This is a genomic window from Streptomyces sp. NBC_00353, assembly GCF_036108815.1.
Classification (GTDB): domain Bacteria; phylum Actinomycetota; class Actinomycetes; order Streptomycetales; family Streptomycetaceae; genus Streptomyces.
This window is the reverse complement of sequence record NZ_CP107985.1, coordinates 3,208,406-3,224,730: the sequence shown is the minus strand read 5'-3', so window position 1 is coordinate 3,224,730 and position 16,325 is coordinate 3,208,406. Positions and strand designations below refer to the sequence as shown.

Genomic DNA, 16,325 nt, shown 5'->3' with positions numbered 1-16,325 from the left:
TAGCCGGGGCCTAGAGCGGGGCGGAGACAGGAGCGCAGGGCCCCGGCGGTGAGCCGGGGAGCGCGCGACGAGCTGAGCGAGGAGCCTTGATGAAGTAGGAAGACTCTCACCGCACCGTCGACAACTCCGAGCGTGGCCGCGAGCCCGGTCACAACGTGGGGACGAGTCGGCTCGTGAACCCACCACTACGAAGGCGATCGTAGGCCACGGCGACGGACTCAGGAATTTCCTGATGGATCATGAATCCTTGCTCTGGGTAGATGAGCAGACGCTGCTGGGCTCCCACGAGCATGTCCAGCACCAGCCGTGCATCCTGAATCGAGTCCACGTACTCCGTGAGCGTCATGGGGGCGGACGCGCTGACGATCTCGGCTTCCGGCCAGAGCTTGCGCGCGGTCGCGTGAGCCCTCCGTTCCTCGTAGGGCTTGCTGACGAGCAGGACGGACGAGACGTTGACCCCGCGTTCCGCGAGCAGCGAGCGCGAAAAGCGGATGTTCTCGCCGGTGTTGCGCGCATTCGGTTCGACAAGTACGGCGTCAGCTGGCACGCCCAGCTCCAGTGCCCGCTCCCGGTAGTGCTCCGCCTCCCCTCTGGGCATCCGCTCACGCGTAGTGCGGCTCGTCGCGCCAGTGAAGACGATGAGCGGCATCATGCCGCGCCGGTATAGGTCCACCGTCACATCGGCCACGCCCAAGTCGTGGCTGCCTAGTCCGATGCCCACCGAGCAGGGACGCGGCTCGTGGTGCATCTGCTGGAAGTCCCAGAGCCGTTGGGCATCGGACCATGCCTGTACCGAGATCACTGGGCCGCCTCACGTGCCGAGTCGGGAACTTTGAAGTCGTACGCCCACGCGAAGCGGCTTGCCGCATGGACACCGACGGCGAACTCAACGACCGTGCCATCGGCGGTGTACGTAGTGCGATGAAGTTCTACGACCCACTCCCCTGACGACAGCTGGAGCAATGCCGCCTCCTCGGGCGACGCGACTCTCGCGAACAGCTCCTCGCGCATGTGGTCGATCTCGTAGCCCGCGTCATACAGCACACGGAAACCACCGCCGCGGCCAGCGGGCCCCGGCGTCGGGTCGACAATCCGCGTCCCCTCGACATGCTCGGGCCGGTAGTAGCTCGTGAGGGTGTGGGTCGGTTGATCCCCCTCCTTCACGAGCCGAGCCCGCGCGTACACATCGGAGCCCTCTGGCAGACCGTGAGCCGCTGCGACCAGGGGCGTCGCCGTTACGCGGCTGACGCTTTGTGTCTGCTCGCCACGCTTATATGCCCGCCCCGAGGCGACACGGTCGGCGATGAACGCGACCTCGTCCCCGTCCCGCCACTTCGCCTTGTCGTACCGGGCGATACCGAGCCGCTTGAGCGGCGCCTGCTGGCGTACGACAGTGCCGTGACCTCGGGATGAGGTCACCAGCCCCTCGGCTTCTAGCGCCTTGTAGGCCGCGTGAACCGTGGACTTCGAGCCTTCACCTCCTTCGACCAGGTCACGGATGTGCGGCAACTGCTGGCCAGGGGCGTATTCGCCCGCCTTGATTCGCTCAGCCAGCTTGTCCGCCAGTTCCCGCCATTTCGCTGCCACGCGAACTCCTCTCTATGGAGCCAGTGAAACACAGTCCCAGGACTGTTGACAGTCCTGGGACTGTGCGCCATTGTCATCTTAGAGCAGCAGTCCTGGGACTGCGAGCGAAGAGGGGTCTACTTTGGGCTGCTCTTGGCGCCCGGAGAGCCCGTGAAACGGCTCGAAGGAAGCGACTGCTCCTTGAGAACTCAACAGCGATTCGTATTTGAGGCAGCCGCCTCCTCGGTAAGGCGGCCGGCGCGGCACAGGTCCGCGCAGCTCGATCACTCCGCTGCGTCCTCGCTGCGGCTGGTTGCCTCCCCCGCCCGTCCGACCACTGGTCGTACGGGCGGGGCTGAGGGGAGCCGGAGAGCGTCTTTCCTGCTTCATCCCGTAGACGGCGTGCGGCCCCGGTGCTCGAACACCGGGGCCGCTGTTTGGGCCGTCCCACTGTGAGGAGACAACGACCCATGAAGACCATCGTTGCTGGTCACGAAGCTGTTACCGCGACCGAGTTCGCTGAGCTGGCGCTGGGGATCGATCTGGAGCTGTTCACCGGTTCGCCCGCGGAGTCCGCGATGGACCGGGCGGCCCGCCTGGACGTTGCCCATGAGGTGCTCGTAGAGCTGCGCGAGAGCGACCCGGAGACCGCGGCGTATGCGGAGAGCCTGCTGCGGACGCTCCCGCTGAAGCAGCCGCGCCCGTCTGGCCGGCGTCCGCGCCGTGCGGTCCGCCGCCCGGCGAAGGGCTGCACCGCTCGTACGGCGGTCGCCGCATGAGCGCCCCGCAGTCCGCCCTGTGGGTGTGGTGGCTGCGTCACGGCGGGGCTCTGCTGGTCGCGACATGCGTCCTGTCGTGGCTGGCGCCGCTGCCGCCGTGGGCCCGGTTCCTGTGGAATCTGCTCGTCGCCGTCGGCTGCTTCCACCTGATGGCCCTGCACCGGGCGCACCGATTCCGTGATGGAGGCGGGGGCCGCGATGAGGCGTAAGACGAGCGCGGTCGAGCAGATCACCGCGCTGCAGGGGTTGCAATCGGGCCTGACGAAGGTGCTCGTGGCGGTCGCGGTGGTCGCGCTCGCGTTCACCGCGACGAACGTGACGCTGTTCGCGATCGACCACCACATCAGCGTCTGGATTGCCTGGCTGCTCGACCCCATGGTCGCCGTCGCCCTCGGGGCGGTCCTGATCGTGGACGGCCGACTGTCCGAACACGGGGTGCAGCCCTCCGGCTGGGCCACCGGACTCCGCTGGTTCGCGGGACTGGGCACGTGGTTGATGAACTGCTGGGCCTCCCTCTGGCCCGCGGGCACCGCCTTTGGTGTCCCGCGGGAAGTGGACCCGGCCGGTCTCGTCCTCCACTCGATTCCACCAGTCCTGTTGATCGTTCTCGCTGAGGCGATCACGTTCTACCGTCGCGCGATCCTTGATCGAATCGCGGTCCTGCGTGATCAGGTGGATGCCGTGGTGGAACGGGTGGAAGCCCCGCCCGTCCACCCCGCTTCCACCCCGGCATCCACCCCGCCCGCCCTCACCGCCCCGGCCTCGCCGGCGCTGGCCGGTCGGAAGGCGTCGCCCTTGGTCATCTGCGGTGGACACCGGGCGTTCCCCCTCACCGTTCCCCCCGCTTCCACCCAGGGCGGCGGCAACGGCCGGGAGGCGGTGAAGCTGCCGGCCGATGAGGCTGCCCGGATCATCCGGGAGTGCTGGGTGGAAGGCGTCACCATCCCTGCCGCGGCGGTCCGTTCCACCCGTTCCACCTCCTACGTCCACAAGGTCTACAAGCAGCTCGAAGAGGACGGCGTGACCCGCCGGCCGCACCTCGTTCCGGTGCCCGAGACCACGGGGGCGGCGCTCTGATGGCCACCGTCCCCGACTACCGATGGCGCATGGCCCCGGAAGGTCTGGCCACCCGCCGGCAGCTGCGCGAGATGGGGCTGCGCCCCGGCGGACAGGACGTCGCCGCGGAACTCCAGAGGCCCCGTCGTCGCCGCGGCCCGCTGGTCGCCTACCTCTACCGCATCGACCACGCCAAGCCCGTACGGCCGATGACCCCCGGCCGCGCTGCCTCGCTCGTCAAGGCGATGCAAGCCCGCCGGACCTGCCCCAACTGCCGCCGTGACGCCGGGTACTGCATCCCGCGCTCTCTCGGCATGTGCGTCACCTGCGATGACATCCGAAGGGAGCGTTCAGCATGACGGAACTCAGCACCGAACCGATCGCCGAAACCCCGCCCGCACCGACCACACCGCCCCAGGCCAACCCCGCACCGGCTCCGGCGCCGGTCGAGGTGACCGTGGAGCACATGGCGGGCGGTTGGCCTGTGGTCCCGATCGTGATGACCAGCGCCAACTCCACCGTGACGGCACTGGCCGCGGCTGCTCTGGCCGGCGGACCCATCGCTGCCGCGGTCGCCGCGACCGGCGCATGCGTCCTCGGTGTCGCCGCCGCGACCCGCAACCACCGGGCCCACCGCAAGCACGCCACCGGCCGCACCAACCGTGCCGCTACCCCCCACAGCCCCGGCCGGACAGGCCGCGCAACGGGCGGTGTGCACGGCGCGGTCTCCCGCGGAACTAGCGGACGATCCGCGAAGCACGCAGGTCGCGGCACCTCGCGCACTGGTTCCACCGGAAGCGTGCCGCACCAGCGCAAGACCACCGGCAATCAGGCAGGGAAGGCCGCCGGTCACACCCCCGGGAAGCCCACTCGACAGCACGGCCTGGGGCGTGCGGGACAGGTCAAAGCGCTGCGGGCGGCAGCCCGGCAGACGGCCCCGTCACGGGCGGCACGGCGGACCGAGACGGCTGGTTCGCGGCGTGCGGTGGCGGATGCCCGTCGTGGTGCCAAGACAGCAGCACGGTCGGCATCGCTGGCCCGTAAGGGGCCGATCGGCCGGTCCGTGGGCAAGGCCGCGGGCCGGGTCGGTGCGGCCAAGGGTGCGGTGATCGACCGTAACCGGGCCGCTCGGGACCGACGGGCAGCCGACCGAGTCGCCGGGCAGCGGGACACGGTGCGCAAGGCCCCTGCCCGGAGGAAGGCACGTAAGGCGCTGTGGCGGTCGGCCGCCCGGTTCCAGGGCCGCCGACTGCGCGCCGCCCTGCTCGCCGGGGCGTTGGGGCTGGTCGGCATGCTCACCACCCCGCTGGGCCGGAAGCTCGGCTGGGCCTGGCTCATGTATCCGGGCCGCCGCCTCTACGCCCGCATGACCCGTACCGCCGAGGAACAGCGCCACCAGCGGGACGACGCGATACGCGCGGCCCTGCGGAACGACGAAGCCGCCGCCGACACGGAAGCGGCCGACAACAGCACCGAACAGGTCGGCGACATGGCGGAGCGGCCCATGGGCCCGACGCCGGCAGCACCCACCACCAGTGCGAGTGAGGGAGAGAACGTGTCTGGTTTCCGGTTCGAGGAGTACGCGGCGGAGATGGAATCCGCAGCTGGGCAGTACGACCCCGAGTCCGCCATGGAGATCCTGGCCATGGTCGAAGGGCTCCCGGCCGCGCTCACGTGCGTGGCGAACGTGATGAAGGTCCTTGCCGAGCGGGCCGATTCGGAGTTCCCGCTGGAGAAGGACGTCGCGGACGGCTTCAACGACATCTTCGGCGCCGTCATGTCGGCCGTGGCGGTCGCCGAGGACATGGGCCCGCTGTTCCGCCAGTCCCATGAGCAGGACATCGCCCGCCATGAGGACCCGCGCAACGGGCCCGAGGCCGAGAAGGGATGGAACGTCTGATCATGACCACCAACACCGCCTCCACGGGGCCGGTGTGGGACTGGGCTGCCGGTCACGGACCCGTGACCGGCGCCTTGTCCGCCACCACCGGATGCCTCGCCGTCGCCACCACCGGAGCCGCCACCAGCATGCCTCCCGGCTGGGCCCTCGCCGTCGGCGCCGCCGGCGCCATCGGCCACACCATCAGCAGCCTTCGCGAACGCCTGTCGGGCAGGACAATCGCCACGCGGTCCGCTTCCTGGCTCATCGGCGCCGGATGGACGACCTGGGCCATGACCACCGGGCCCCTGACTTGGGCCGCGCTCGGATCTCTCGCCACCATCGGTGTGGGCATGGGCGCGGCGGCTCGTTCCACCCTTCTGTACGAAGAGGCACGGGAGTTGGAGGCCATCGCGCAGGCTGAGCGGCAGGTCGCCCGCGAACTCTCCGCCGAGCGGCGTGCGATCGCCGCGGAGTGGGTGGACCGGGTGCAGCGGGTCTGCAACATCACGCTGCGCGTCGTCGCGGTGGAGATGTGGCCGACCGGCACCGGCTTCACCATCGACGCGGAACTCCCCTCCGGTGGCACCACCTACGACCGGATCGCGCAGCACTCCGCCGCCCTGTCCGCCGACGCCCGGTTGCCGCACGGCTGCACTGCGGTTGCCTCGCAGGGCATCCACCAGGGCCGGGTCCTGATCGACGTGACCACGGTCAACGTCCTGTCCGAGGAACGCACTTACCCATCCGACTACACGCCACTGTCGATCTACACCGGCATCCCGTGGGGCTACCGCACCAACGCCGAAGAGATCTGCGTCTACCTGCGCGAACAGTGCGCCCTGGTCGTCGGCCCGACCGGGTCCGGCAAGACCAACATGGTCCACGTCATCCTCGCCGGGTTCGCCCGCACCACCGACGTGCTCACCTGGGTAATCGACCTCAACGCCGGATCCGCCGGCCTGCCCTGGGTCCGGCCCGCCCTCGACGCCAACGGGGCCCCGGTGGACGGGGTCACGCCCGGCATCGACTGGCTTGCCTCGACATACGAGGAAGCCGTGCTGATGCTTGACGCGGCCTTGGCGATCGGGCTGCGCCGCAAGGTCGCCTACCAGGACCTCATGGCCGAGCGGAACACCGACCAGCTCCCCATCAGCGCGAAGATTCCTCAGATCATGCTGGTCGTCGACGAGGGTGCAGAGATTCTGACCAGCACCGACCGGAGCATGAAGGATCTCGCGAAGAAGATCCTGGAAGTGATCCGGATGCTGCGTGCCATGGGCATCCGCACGGTCCTGACCGCGCTCGGTGCCACCGGATCCGTCCTCGGAAACCTGATGATCCGCCGCGAGGCCAAGGCCCGGGTCTGCCTCACCGGTGGGGAAGTCGAAGGGATGGACCTGAGCAAAGTCTTTCCCGGCTCCCGAGGCCTGCGCGTGGATCAGGCCCCGTACAAGGGTGCTGGGTTCATGGGCACACCGGAGTCCGCGGCGGCCCTGTTCAAGAACTGGCGGATCCTGCCCAACCAGATCCGCGACATCGTGATCGCCACCTCCGACATGCACCCGACCCTGGATGACGTCTCCCGCAAGGCCGCGGGTGACGCCTACGCGTCGCGGTGGGATCCGGAGCGCACGGCCTGGATGCGGGACACCACTCATATTCCGGGCACCGACGTCCCGGCGCAGACGGCAGGCAGCACTGGTGGGTTGAACCTGTCCGCGCTCCGGGGCGATCGGGAGTCCGCTGAGGAAGCACTCGCCCGCAAGTTCCGCGAGCAGATCGATGCCGAGTTCGCGACCTTCGCCGAGCCCGGTGCGAACACCGAGCAGCCGACGTCGGGCGGGCTGAACCTGTCCGCGCTCCAGAACGAGGACAACGCCGCCCGGCAGGTCGCACTCGGCCTGCTCTTCTCCGCTGGACCGGAGGGAACCGGTGCCTCGGCGATCGCCCGAGCACTCGCCAAGGAGTACGGAACGACGCGGCAGACGGTGGTCGGCTGGCTCAAGACGTGGACTGCGGACGGCACTGCCGTCCGCGTCGGGACCGGCACGAAAGCCCGCTACGTCCACCGCCAACACGCCCCCGACAACCCCACCGAGGACTGAGCGCCTGTCGCCACCGGCACGAGAAGGGTCTTGGGCGCCTCTTTGCGGGCCGGAAACGGCTTATGACCTGCAAGGCGACAAGCGACAAGACAAGACAAGCGACAAGACACACGACAAGCCAGACGACAAGCGACACGACAAGTCAGCGCGGGCGGCACCCCTCACATCCCGGGGTGCCGCCCGCGCTGCTGAAGGAGCCCCGTCGTGCATGACACCGCGTACACGATCACCACCCAGCCCCTCCGTCCGCCCGACCATTCCGCCTATCTCCCCGTACCCGAGGGACGGGTGATGCTGCCCTCGGAGATCCCACCCGGTGTCCAGATGGTCACCCTGCCCGGCGGGATACGCACCCTCGCCTACACCCAGCCCACCGCGCCGGCCGCACTGCCGGTGCCTGTCTCGCAGCCGATCCCGGCATGGGCCAAGACCACCGCCCTGCTGACGCCGACGATCGGCGGGGGCATCGCCGCCGCCGGTATCGGACTCTCCTACGCAGCCCCGGGACTGATCGCCATGAGCCAAGCCCTGTGGTCCGCCGTCGCCCTCATCGCCGCCGCGGCCATCGGTGTCCCCGTCCTCCTGCGCCTCGGCCGCGCGGCGACCGGCGCCAGTACGGGCACGACGCACATCACGCAGAACATCACCGCGTTCGGGATGTTCGGCAAGGCCAACGGCACCATCAACCACCACTGATCCGGGGGCTGGTCGTGCCGCTTCTGGACTGGCGGCACGCCCGCCACTTCGACGCCTCCCGGAACCTGCCGTGCGTGCTCTGCGGCAAGCCCACCCCCATGCGCTCCCACGACCGCGAACCGGTCCACAAGGTGTGCGCCGAGGACTGGTGCGACCAGAACCCCCACTCCAACCGCTTCCACAGCTGACGGGCAGTGCCTACGTGGGACCAGGCAGCTCGTCGTCAAGTCGCTGCTCGAAGTCCTCGTCGGCAAGGTCGGTTGCAACGAACAAGTCACGCCAGTCGAGGTGAGCAAGCTTGACGGCATCTTTCAGGCGACCGATGTCCCCACGCGCATAGATCACCAAGGCGGCCATCAGGCGCTCTCCACCAGCACCGACCCTCCCGTCCGGATCCAACTTCCTGGACGTGGAGCGCAGAGCTCCTTCGACTCCCTTAGCGACTTCAGCGTCAGGAAAGTCGCGTCTGACCCGCCTCTGCAGGCGGTCGGTGATCTCAACCTCACCCATCAGGCTCCCCCTACCCACACCCCGGAAAAGGCAAGGGCGGCCGTCTCTCGCCAAAGTCACGGCCGCCCTCGTCCAGCTATCCCTCATCAAGAGAACTGGAGACATCCAGCATGACTCAACCTGTCGCGATCCGGCGAGTGCCGGATCAGGTGTTACGGGCTGTTGCCCTGTGCGCTGGCTACGGCGGTCTGGAAGCCGCGCTCGGTGCCGGCATCGGCGCGGTGCCCGTCGCCTACGCCGAGAACGACCCCTACGCGGCGAAGGTGTTCGCCGCCCATCACCCCGGCATCCCGAACCTCGGCGACATCACCCGGATCGACTGGGACCAGGTTCGGGCCCTGCATCGGCCCGACGTGATCGGAGCCGGGTTCCCGTGCCGCAACATCAGCAACGCAGGACGAAAGGACGGCATCAATGGCCAGTGGTCGAAGGTCTGGAAGAACGTTGCTCAAGCTGTGGGCGTCCTTCGACCCCGCTACGTCTTCCTGGAGAACGTGGCGGCGCTCCGCTCGAGAGGGCTGGACGTCGTCGCCGCGGACCTGGCCGCGATCGGGTATGGCGTCCGGTGGACATGTCTACGAGCTGGTGACCCCGAAGTCGGCGCCCCGCACCAGCGGGACCGGTGGTTCGCAGTTGCCCATCCCGCTGATGCCGACCCCCACGACCTCCGACGGCACTGGCGGCCCCGGCACGTCCCCGAAGCGCAAGGGCGGGATGAACCTGCGAACACTGGTGACGAGGCTGCCGGTGACACCGGACGAGAAAGCGTCCTGAGCCTGCTTCCGTCCCCGACCGTCGCCGACTCGCGCGGCACCCGCAACTACACCGCCAAGCGCAGGCCGGGCGCCAAGTTCAACTCGGGCAAGACGCTCACGGACTTCGCTTGGCTGCTGTCCGACGAGCGGTGGATCTCTGTTGACGGCGTCGACTACAGCCCTGCCATCCGGCGCTGGGAAGGCATCCTCAACCGCCGTGCACCCGAGCCGACCGACGTGGGCCGCACCGGTAACCGCCGCATCACTCCCGCCTTCGCTGAATGGCTCATGGGCCTGCCCACCGGCTGGGTCACCGCCGTCCCCGACATCCCCCGCAAGGAACAACTGCGCATCCTCGGCAACGGCGTCGTCCCCCAACAGGCCCACCACGCCTACGGGCAACTCCTCGGAGTCGTGCCCGCCGCGTGGAACACCCCGCTGGAGGTGGCCGCATGAGCACCCACCTGACCACCGCCCTCGATCTGGCCGCCCGCGCGGTCCCGGTCCTGCCGCTGCGGGCCGGGAAGCTCCCGTTCGGCAACTGCCGCACCTGCACCGGCAACGCGTGCGGCGGCCGGCCGGTCATGAAGATGTCCGGGCCGTGCGAGTGTCCCGGTGTATGCCACGGCTGGGCCGCCGCCACCACCGACCCCGGCGTCATCAGCTCGTCGACATGGGTGCGGACGTGGCGCGAAGCGGCGGCAGTGGCCTACCACCCCGGAGGCGCCGGCCTCACCGTCGTCGACCTCGACAACGCGGAAGCCATCGCGTGGGCTCGGGCGAGCCTGCCCGCCACTCGAATCGTGCGCACCACCAGGGGTGAGCACTGGCTCTACCTGGGCGTGATGCAGTCCGCCAACGCGGTGCGGCCTGGCGTAGACGTCAAGTCCACGATGTCCTACGCCCGGTGGCTCGGCCCTGGCACCGGCACCATGGCGGTCTTGCCCGAGGCCGTGCGCGCGCTGGTCGTCAAGGAGCCGGCCACGGTCCGGCCGGCGCCGCGCGCCGTCACGGTGTCCGCACCGGTCGGGGATGGGGGGTGCCGCCACCGCACGCCCTCTTATCTGGAGCGTGGCATCGCCATGGCCGAGCAGCGCATCGCCGAGGCCCGCAGCGCGGTGCACGCGACCGTCTACCGGACCTTCCTCGCCGTCCTGTCCGCCCACGGCCGGTGCGGCTGCCTCACCGACACCTACATCGGGCGGCTGTTCGCCGCCGCCCAGGCCAAGGGTGAGACCGTCCGGCACTGCACCGACGCGTGGACCAATGCCCTGACCAGGTTGGGACTGTGACCATGTCCGACGACGAGAAGAACCCCGCCCGCGAGGTCATCACCGACTACGCGCAAGCGCATTTCCGGTACTTCCGTACCGCCGACGGGACCGTGTTCGCCCAGAAGAACGGGCACCCCGTGGCACGTCCGATCCGCTCACAGGGCACCTCTGGCAGCCACCGGCAGGAACTCATGGTCGGCCTCTTCCACGACGGACACGGCGTGTTCAACGGGACCGCCCTCAAGGAGGCGCTGGACTTGATCGAAGCACTGGCGATGAATCAGGACATACAGCCCGTCCACATCCGCGTCGCTCCGGGATTCGACGGTGCGACGTGGCTCGACCTGGGGCGCAGCGACGGGCAGTCCGTCCGTATTCACCCCACCGGCTGGGACATCCTCACCCCCGACCCGCAGGAGGTGTGCTGGCGGCGCACCCAGCTCACCGGGGAGCTTCCCCTGCCGGCCAAGGACACCGACGGCAAGGGCATCGACCTGCTGCTCCGGTTGTGCAACTTCGCCACCGCGGAGACCGAGTGCCTGGCCATCACCTGGCTGATCGGCTGCCTCGGGCCGTCCGTGCCCGTCCCGGCCCCGTTCCTCACCGGCCCCCAAGGGGCAGGCAAGTCCACCGGCGGGCGGATGCTCGTGAGGATCATCGAAGGAATGAGCGGGGACCTGCGTCGCGCCCCGAAGGACGAGGAGAACCTGATCGCGGCCGTGGCCGCTGGATGGGTCACCGCCCTGGACAACCTCTCGCACCTGGCCCCGGACCTGTCCGACCTCATGTGCTGCATCGTCACCGGCGCCGAGACCATCAAACGCGCCCTGTACACCGATGGCGACGTGGTCCGCTCCCGCTACCGCCGCCCCCTGCTCCTGACCGGCATCGACGTCGGCGTCATCCGACCCGACCTCGCCGAACGTCTCCTCCCGCTCCGTCTGGAGCGCCCTCGCGTCCGGCGGACCGAGGCCGAGCTGTGGGCCGAGTTCGAGGAGGCGCTGCCTGTCGTGCTCGGGTCTCTCCTGGATCTGACCGTCAAGGTCCGGGCGGCCGAGGCCGACATCCCCACCGATCTGCGTATGGCCGACTTCGCGCACCTGTGCGCGCAGTTCGATGCGGCGACCTGCCTCGGAGCGCTCAACGCCTACCGGGCCAGTTTGGACGACCTCAACGACGACGTCATCGAGGGCGATCTCCTCGCGCAGACCGTGCTCAAGCACGCCGCCGGGCTCACGGCCGGCGTGGAGACGCGGATGACGTCCTCCGAGTGGCTGCACTGCCTCACCGGCCTGTACACCGGGGACGACTGCCGTCCCCTGCCCAAGGGGTGGCCCACCACGGGCAAAGTCCTGTCCGACCGCCTCAAGCGCCTCCAACCGACCCTCGCCGCCCGGGGCGTACTGATCGACTGGGGCCGCACCAAAGAGGGTCGGTACATCGAGATGACCCGACCGCCGACCCCGCCGCCACACCAGCAAGAGCCGATGCTCTGACCGGCGAACCGCAGCCCGCCCGTACAAGCAAGAAGAGCACCCACCGCACCACGGCCGGGGTGCTCCTCTTGCTGTTCGGCGGCAACGCCGCCGCCCGATGGTCGCGCCGCGAAGCGGCTCCTTCTTCACGCCTAGAGGCGCGCACGACAACAGACACGTCCCTTCTCTTTTCCTAAGAGAAGGGACGCTGCGTCACCTGCGTCACCCAAGGACTGGAAACGGACCCTGACCTGCCGCTACAGCGGTGACGCAGGACGCCAGCGGCTGCGTCACCCCGCGTCACCCGCGTCACCCGGTGACAAAGGCCAGCGTCACCAGGTGACGCACCCCAAATCCTCTGCGTCACTCAAAACCGCAGGTCAGGCGCGCAAATGACGCAGATGACGCGGTGACGCAGAATCCCGCACCTCGGACACATACGAACTCAAGAGAAGCCCCCGAAGCCAACAGCAGTGTGACTCAACTCCCGAGGAACTCATGAGCCGAACCTGTCCAGCTCAACCTGACCCCCGCGCCATCCTCCGCAGCGGCCTGCCCGACCGGTACCTCACCCCCGATGACATCGCCGAGATGTTCGGGGTGCCGCTCGAGACCGTCTACCAGTGGCGCCGGAAGCGCACCGGCCCGCCCGGCTTTCGCATCGGCAAGCACGTGCGCTACGACCCCGCCGAAGTAAGGGCCTACGTCACGCAGCGCAAAAACGTCGACCGCGTAGCGGCCTGACGCAACCTCACACACCACCAGGGGCGACCGCTCTCCGGTCGCCCCTGGTTCATGCTGAGAAAGGGGTACCGCCTCAGATGGCAGGCCACATCCAAGACCGCTGGTACAAGACCGAGACCGGCGCCAACGGCAAGACTGTCCGCGTCAAGAGCGACCGCCACGGCACGGGCATGCGCTACCGCGCTCGGTACGTCGGCCCCGACGGCACCGAGAAATCGAAGAGCTTTCCGGACGGACAGAAACGCCTCGCCGAGAAGTGGCTGTCCGGGATCGAGGCCGACATGACGCGGGGGCAGTACATCGATCCGCGCGCCGGCCGTCTCACCGTGCGGCAGCACGCCGAACGGTGGCTGGCCTCACTCACCATGGATCCTGCCACTTTCGTGAGCACCGAGACGCGCATTCGATTGCACGTCCTACCGCATCTGGGTACCCGCTCGCTCGACTCGCTGCGGCCGATCCACGTTCGTGAGTGGCTGCGGAAGCTGCAGGACGGGGGACTGGCTCCCGCCTATCAGCGCGTCATCTTCGCGAACTTCAACGCGATGTTGTCGGCGGCCGTTGACGATCGTCTGATTCCGCACAACCCGTGCCGTTCGTCGTCCGTGAAGGCGCCCAAGCTGGAACCTCGCCGGATTGTGCCGTGGCAGCCTGAACGCGTACTTGCGGTGCGCTCGGCACTGCCCGAGCGCTACCGGGCCATGGTGGACTTGGCCGGCGGGTGCGGCATGCGACAGGGCGAAGTGCTGGGCCTCGCCGTTGACGACGTCGACTTCGCGGCGGGCGTGGTTCACGTTGTCCGACAGGTCAAGCTCATTGCCGGACGGAAGGTGTTCGCGCTACCCAAGGGCGGCAAGACGCGCACCGTCCCGTTGCCTGAGAGCGTCGCGCGGTCGCTTGAGCATCACATCGCGCAGCAGCCTCCCACGGGTGTGTCTCTGCCGTGGCGGTCGGTCGACGGGTCTCCGGTCACCGCATCCGTGCTCTTCCGCAACATCGAGGGACGGGCGGTGCATCGTGTGGTCTTCACCTGTGTGGTCTGGCGTCCTGCTCTCGACAAGGTCGGGGTGCCGCGTGGTCGGGAGAACGGCATGCACGCGCTGAGGCACTTCTACGCGTCTGTGCTGCTGGACGCGGGGGAGAGCATCAAGGCGCTGTCGGAGTACCTGGGACACCACGATCCCGGCTTCACGCTGCGGACTTACACTCACCTGATGCCGAGCAGCGAGAGGCGCACGCGGGAGGCCGTCAGCCGCGCGTTCGGGGACGGCCCGAAGAGCGATGACGGCCCCACGACGGCCCAGGAAGCATGAGCGAGGGGAAAGTATGCAGGTCAAGCCGCAAGATGCGTCAGAACTTGATGTGCAGACACTGCAGCGACGGCTGGCCGCGTTCGCGGCCGAGCGGCACTGGGAGCAGTACCACACCCCGAAGAACCTGGCGGCGGCGCTGAGCGTCGAGGCATCCGAACTGGTCGAGATCTTCCAGTGGTTGACGCCCGAGCAGTCGGCGCAGGTGATGGAGAAGCCCGAGACGGCGCATCGGGTGGCGGACGAAGTCGCGGACGTGCTCGCGTATTTGCTGCAGTTCTGCGAGGTGCTGGGCATCGATGCGCTGGCGGCGCTGGCGGAGAAAATCGACCGGAACGAGGCGCGCTTTCCGGTTCCGGAGCGGCCGGATCCTCAAGATCGTCACTCTTCGGAGTAATCGACTTATCCACAATCGACTTCCTGTCCACAGATTTCCGAAATCCCCTGGCCTTTCGGTGCCACTCCCCTCACTGTGGGTAATGGATGAGGTGAGCGGGTTTTCGTACGGACGGGGGCAATGCATGGAAGCGGAGCGGCTCATAGGGGTAAGTCGGCGAGCTCTGGCGCAGAGCCGGGGCACGCCGTCCATCATGGCGGAGGCCTGGCAGGCCCAGGCGCTGGCCCAGGCGATCGGCGACCGGCTGGCGGCGAGCGGGCCGAAGGAGTTGCGCGGCGAGGCGCGAGGGCTCAGTGAGATCGGAGGGAGGGGCAGCGGGGCGCCGGATCATCCGGTGGTGCGGACCGGTGTGGCACGGGCTGCCCAGCTCTCCGAGGTCGCCGATCCGCGCGCGACTTTGACCGGTCTCGGCGCGCTGCTTGGGGAAGTGGGGATGGCTCTCGTCGCGGTGGCCTGCGACACCGACGAGGAGGGTCTCTACTGGCAGTGCATAGAGGCGATCGATGCCGCGGACGAGTCGCTGGACCGGGTGCACGGGATGCTCCGGCGCCTTGCGGAGCAGGACCGGGAGCGGAAGCACGATCTGGAGCAGGGGAGAGGGCGGGACGGGCCGCGCGGTGCGGTCCGCGGAGCGGCAGGCTCGGCGGCGGGCCAGCCGTGACCGCCCTCACGGGCACACCTGCTCGCACCTGACCGACTGTGCGCGGATCCGCCGGGCCGCACACGCAGTGGGAGGAGCGACGACCGGCGTTCGGAGGTGCAGGATGGATCCATGGATCTTCGAATCTTCACGGAGCCCCAGCAAGGGGCGAGCTACGACACTCTGCTCACTGTCGCCAAGGCTGCCGAGGACCTCGGCTTCAATGCCTTCTACCGTTCCGACCATTACCTTCACATGGGGGCGGGGAGCGGGCTGCCCGGCCCGACCGACGCCTGGATCACCCTGGCCGGGCTGGCGCGGGAGACCAAGCGGATCCGGCTCGGCACGCTGATGACCGCGGGGACCTTCCGGCTCCCCGGTGTCCTCGCGATCCAGGTCGCCCAGGTCGACCAGATGTCCGGCGGCCGGGTCGAACTCGGCCTGGGCGCGGGCTGGTTCGAGGAGGAGCACAAGGCGTACGGCATCCCGTTCCCCAAGGAGAAGTTCGGCCGGCTGGAGGAGCAGCTGGCGATCGTCACCGGACTCTGGACGACCGGGGTCGGCGAGAGGTTCAACTACGACGGCACCTACTACCAGCTCACCGACTCGCCCGCGCTGCCCAAGCCGGCCCAGGCCAAGGTGCCGATTCTGATCGGCGGTCACGGTGCGTCGCGTACACCGCGGCTGGCCGCGCTGTACGCGGACGAGTTCAACATCCCGTTCGCCTCGCTGGATGACAGCGAGAAGCAGTTCGGACGGGTCAAGGAGGCTGCAACGGCGGCCGGGCGCGGCGAGGACGACCTGGTGTACTCCAACGCCCTGGTGGTCTGTGTCGGCAAGGACGACGCCGAGGTGGCCCGCCGTGCGTCGGTCATCGGCCGCGATGTGGAGGAGCTGAAGGCGAACGGGCTTGCGGGCTCGCCCGCCGAAGTGGTCGACAAGATCGGCCGGTACGGCGAGATCGGGTCGTCGCGGATCTACCTCCAGGTCCTCGACCTGGACGATCTGGAGCACCTGGAGCTGATCTCCTCGCAGGTCCAGTCCCAGCTGAACTGAGCCGGTCCCGACCGAGGTGGACACCAAATCGAGGTGGACGCCGGACTGGTGAACAAGAGCAGATGAACACGAGTCGCCGA

Annotated in this window: 19 protein-coding genes; 16 read left to right on the top strand and 3 right to left on the bottom strand. The window is 68.7% G+C overall.

The features are described from left to right. Positions 1-148: 148 nt before the first annotated feature. Positions 149-802 carry a YdcF family protein gene (locus OHA88_RS14700; RefSeq protein ID WP_328625862.1) on the bottom strand — a complete coding sequence of 218 codons (654 nt, stop codon included), beginning with the start codon at positions 800-802 and terminating at the stop codon, positions 149-151. Continuing rightward, on the bottom strand, positions 799-1,587 hold the full coding sequence (locus OHA88_RS14695) for a GntR family transcriptional regulator (RefSeq protein ID WP_328625861.1): 789 nt from the start codon (positions 1,585-1,587) through the stop codon (positions 799-801). The genes OHA88_RS14700 and OHA88_RS14695 overlap by 4 nt, the downstream gene beginning before the upstream one ends. Positions 1,588-2,036: 449 nt before the next feature. On the opposite strand from OHA88_RS14695, the gene OHA88_RS14690 reads away from it, so the two are divergent. The 8 genes from OHA88_RS14690 to OHA88_RS14655 all read left to right on the top strand — a co-directional run bounded on the left by OHA88_RS14690 (position 2,037) and on the right by OHA88_RS14655 (position 8,272). Beyond that, the gene (locus OHA88_RS14690; RefSeq protein ID WP_328625860.1) at positions 2,037-2,345 is read left to right on the top strand and encodes a hypothetical protein; all 309 of its coding nucleotides are present in this window, start codon (positions 2,037-2,039) and stop codon (positions 2,343-2,345) included. Then, entirely contained in the window at positions 2,342-2,554 is a 213-nt protein-coding gene (locus OHA88_RS14685; protein WP_328625859.1) for a hypothetical protein, read from the top strand. The genes OHA88_RS14690 and OHA88_RS14685 overlap by 4 nt, the downstream gene beginning before the upstream one ends. Further along, the gene (locus OHA88_RS14680) at positions 2,544-3,422 is read left to right on the top strand and encodes a hypothetical protein (protein ID WP_328625858.1); all 879 of its coding nucleotides are present in this window, start codon (positions 2,544-2,546) and stop codon (positions 3,420-3,422) included. Before OHA88_RS14685 ends, OHA88_RS14680 begins: the two co-directional genes overlap by 11 nt. Beyond that, positions 3,422-3,760 (top strand): RRQRL motif-containing zinc-binding protein, encoded by a 339-nt coding sequence (locus tag OHA88_RS14675; RefSeq protein ID WP_328625857.1) that lies wholly within the window; start codon positions 3,422-3,424, stop codon positions 3,758-3,760. Before OHA88_RS14680 ends, OHA88_RS14675 begins: the two co-directional genes overlap by 1 nt. Next, positions 3,757-5,301, top strand: a complete 1,545-nt coding sequence (locus OHA88_RS14670) for a hypothetical protein (RefSeq protein ID WP_328625856.1) — start codon at positions 3,757-3,759, stop codon at positions 5,299-5,301. Before OHA88_RS14675 ends, OHA88_RS14670 begins: the two co-directional genes overlap by 4 nt. A 2-nt stretch (positions 5,302-5,303) precedes the next feature. After that, complete coding sequence (locus OHA88_RS14665; RefSeq protein ID WP_328625855.1) at positions 5,304-7,388, top strand: hypothetical protein; 2,085 nt, start codon at positions 5,304-5,306, stop codon at positions 7,386-7,388. Between the two features lie 204 nt (positions 7,389-7,592). After that, positions 7,593-8,084, top strand: a complete 492-nt coding sequence (locus tag OHA88_RS14660; protein WP_443044230.1) for a hypothetical protein — start codon at positions 7,593-7,595, stop codon at positions 8,082-8,084. A 14-nt stretch (positions 8,085-8,098) separates the two neighbouring features. Next, entirely contained in the window at positions 8,099-8,272 is a 174-nt protein-coding gene (locus tag OHA88_RS14655) for a hypothetical protein (protein WP_328625854.1), read from the top strand. A gap of 10 nt (positions 8,273-8,282) precedes the next feature. On the opposite strand, the gene OHA88_RS14650 is transcribed toward OHA88_RS14655, so the two are convergent. Further along, complete coding sequence (locus OHA88_RS14650) at positions 8,283-8,594, bottom strand: hypothetical protein (RefSeq protein WP_328625853.1); 312 nt, start codon at positions 8,592-8,594, stop codon at positions 8,283-8,285. Between the two features lie 110 nt (positions 8,595-8,704). Here OHA88_RS14650 and OHA88_RS14645 point away from each other — a divergent pair, with 110 nt between their 5' ends. The 8 genes from OHA88_RS14645 (at position 8,705) to OHA88_RS14610 (ending at position 16,245) form a co-directional block, all read left to right on the top strand. Then, positions 8,705-9,805, top strand: coding sequence for a DNA cytosine methyltransferase (locus OHA88_RS14645; RefSeq protein WP_328625852.1), 1,101 nt, complete (start codon positions 8,705-8,707; stop codon positions 9,803-9,805). Beyond that, the gene (locus tag OHA88_RS14640; protein ID WP_328625851.1) at positions 9,802-10,641 is read left to right on the top strand and encodes a bifunctional DNA primase/polymerase; all 840 of its coding nucleotides are present in this window, start codon (positions 9,802-9,804) and stop codon (positions 10,639-10,641) included. The genes OHA88_RS14645 and OHA88_RS14640 overlap by 4 nt, the downstream gene beginning before the upstream one ends. A gap of 2 nt (positions 10,642-10,643) precedes the next feature. After that, on the top strand, positions 10,644-12,119 hold the full coding sequence (locus OHA88_RS14635) for an ATP-binding protein (RefSeq protein ID WP_328625850.1): 1,476 nt from the start codon (positions 10,644-10,646) through the stop codon (positions 12,117-12,119). Between the two features lie 477 nt (positions 12,120-12,596). Beyond that, a complete protein-coding gene (locus OHA88_RS14630) occupies positions 12,597-12,842 on the top strand; it encodes a helix-turn-helix domain-containing protein (protein ID WP_328625849.1) in 246 nt (81 codons plus the stop codon). A gap of 77 nt (positions 12,843-12,919) precedes the next feature. After that, positions 12,920-14,155, top strand: coding sequence for a tyrosine-type recombinase/integrase (locus OHA88_RS14625; RefSeq protein WP_328625848.1), 1,236 nt, complete (start codon positions 12,920-12,922; stop codon positions 14,153-14,155). A gap of 13 nt (positions 14,156-14,168) precedes the next feature. Beyond that, entirely contained in the window at positions 14,169-14,549 is a 381-nt protein-coding gene (locus tag OHA88_RS14620; RefSeq protein ID WP_328625847.1) for a nucleotide pyrophosphohydrolase, read from the top strand. Between the two features lie 124 nt (positions 14,550-14,673). Further along, entirely contained in the window at positions 14,674-15,210 is a 537-nt protein-coding gene (locus OHA88_RS14615) for a DUF6099 family protein (RefSeq protein ID WP_328625846.1), read from the top strand. A 111-nt stretch (positions 15,211-15,321) separates the two neighbouring features. Beyond that, complete coding sequence (locus tag OHA88_RS14610; RefSeq protein WP_328625845.1) at positions 15,322-16,245, top strand: LLM class F420-dependent oxidoreductase; 924 nt, start codon at positions 15,322-15,324, stop codon at positions 16,243-16,245. Positions 16,246-16,325: the final 80 nt, after the last annotated feature.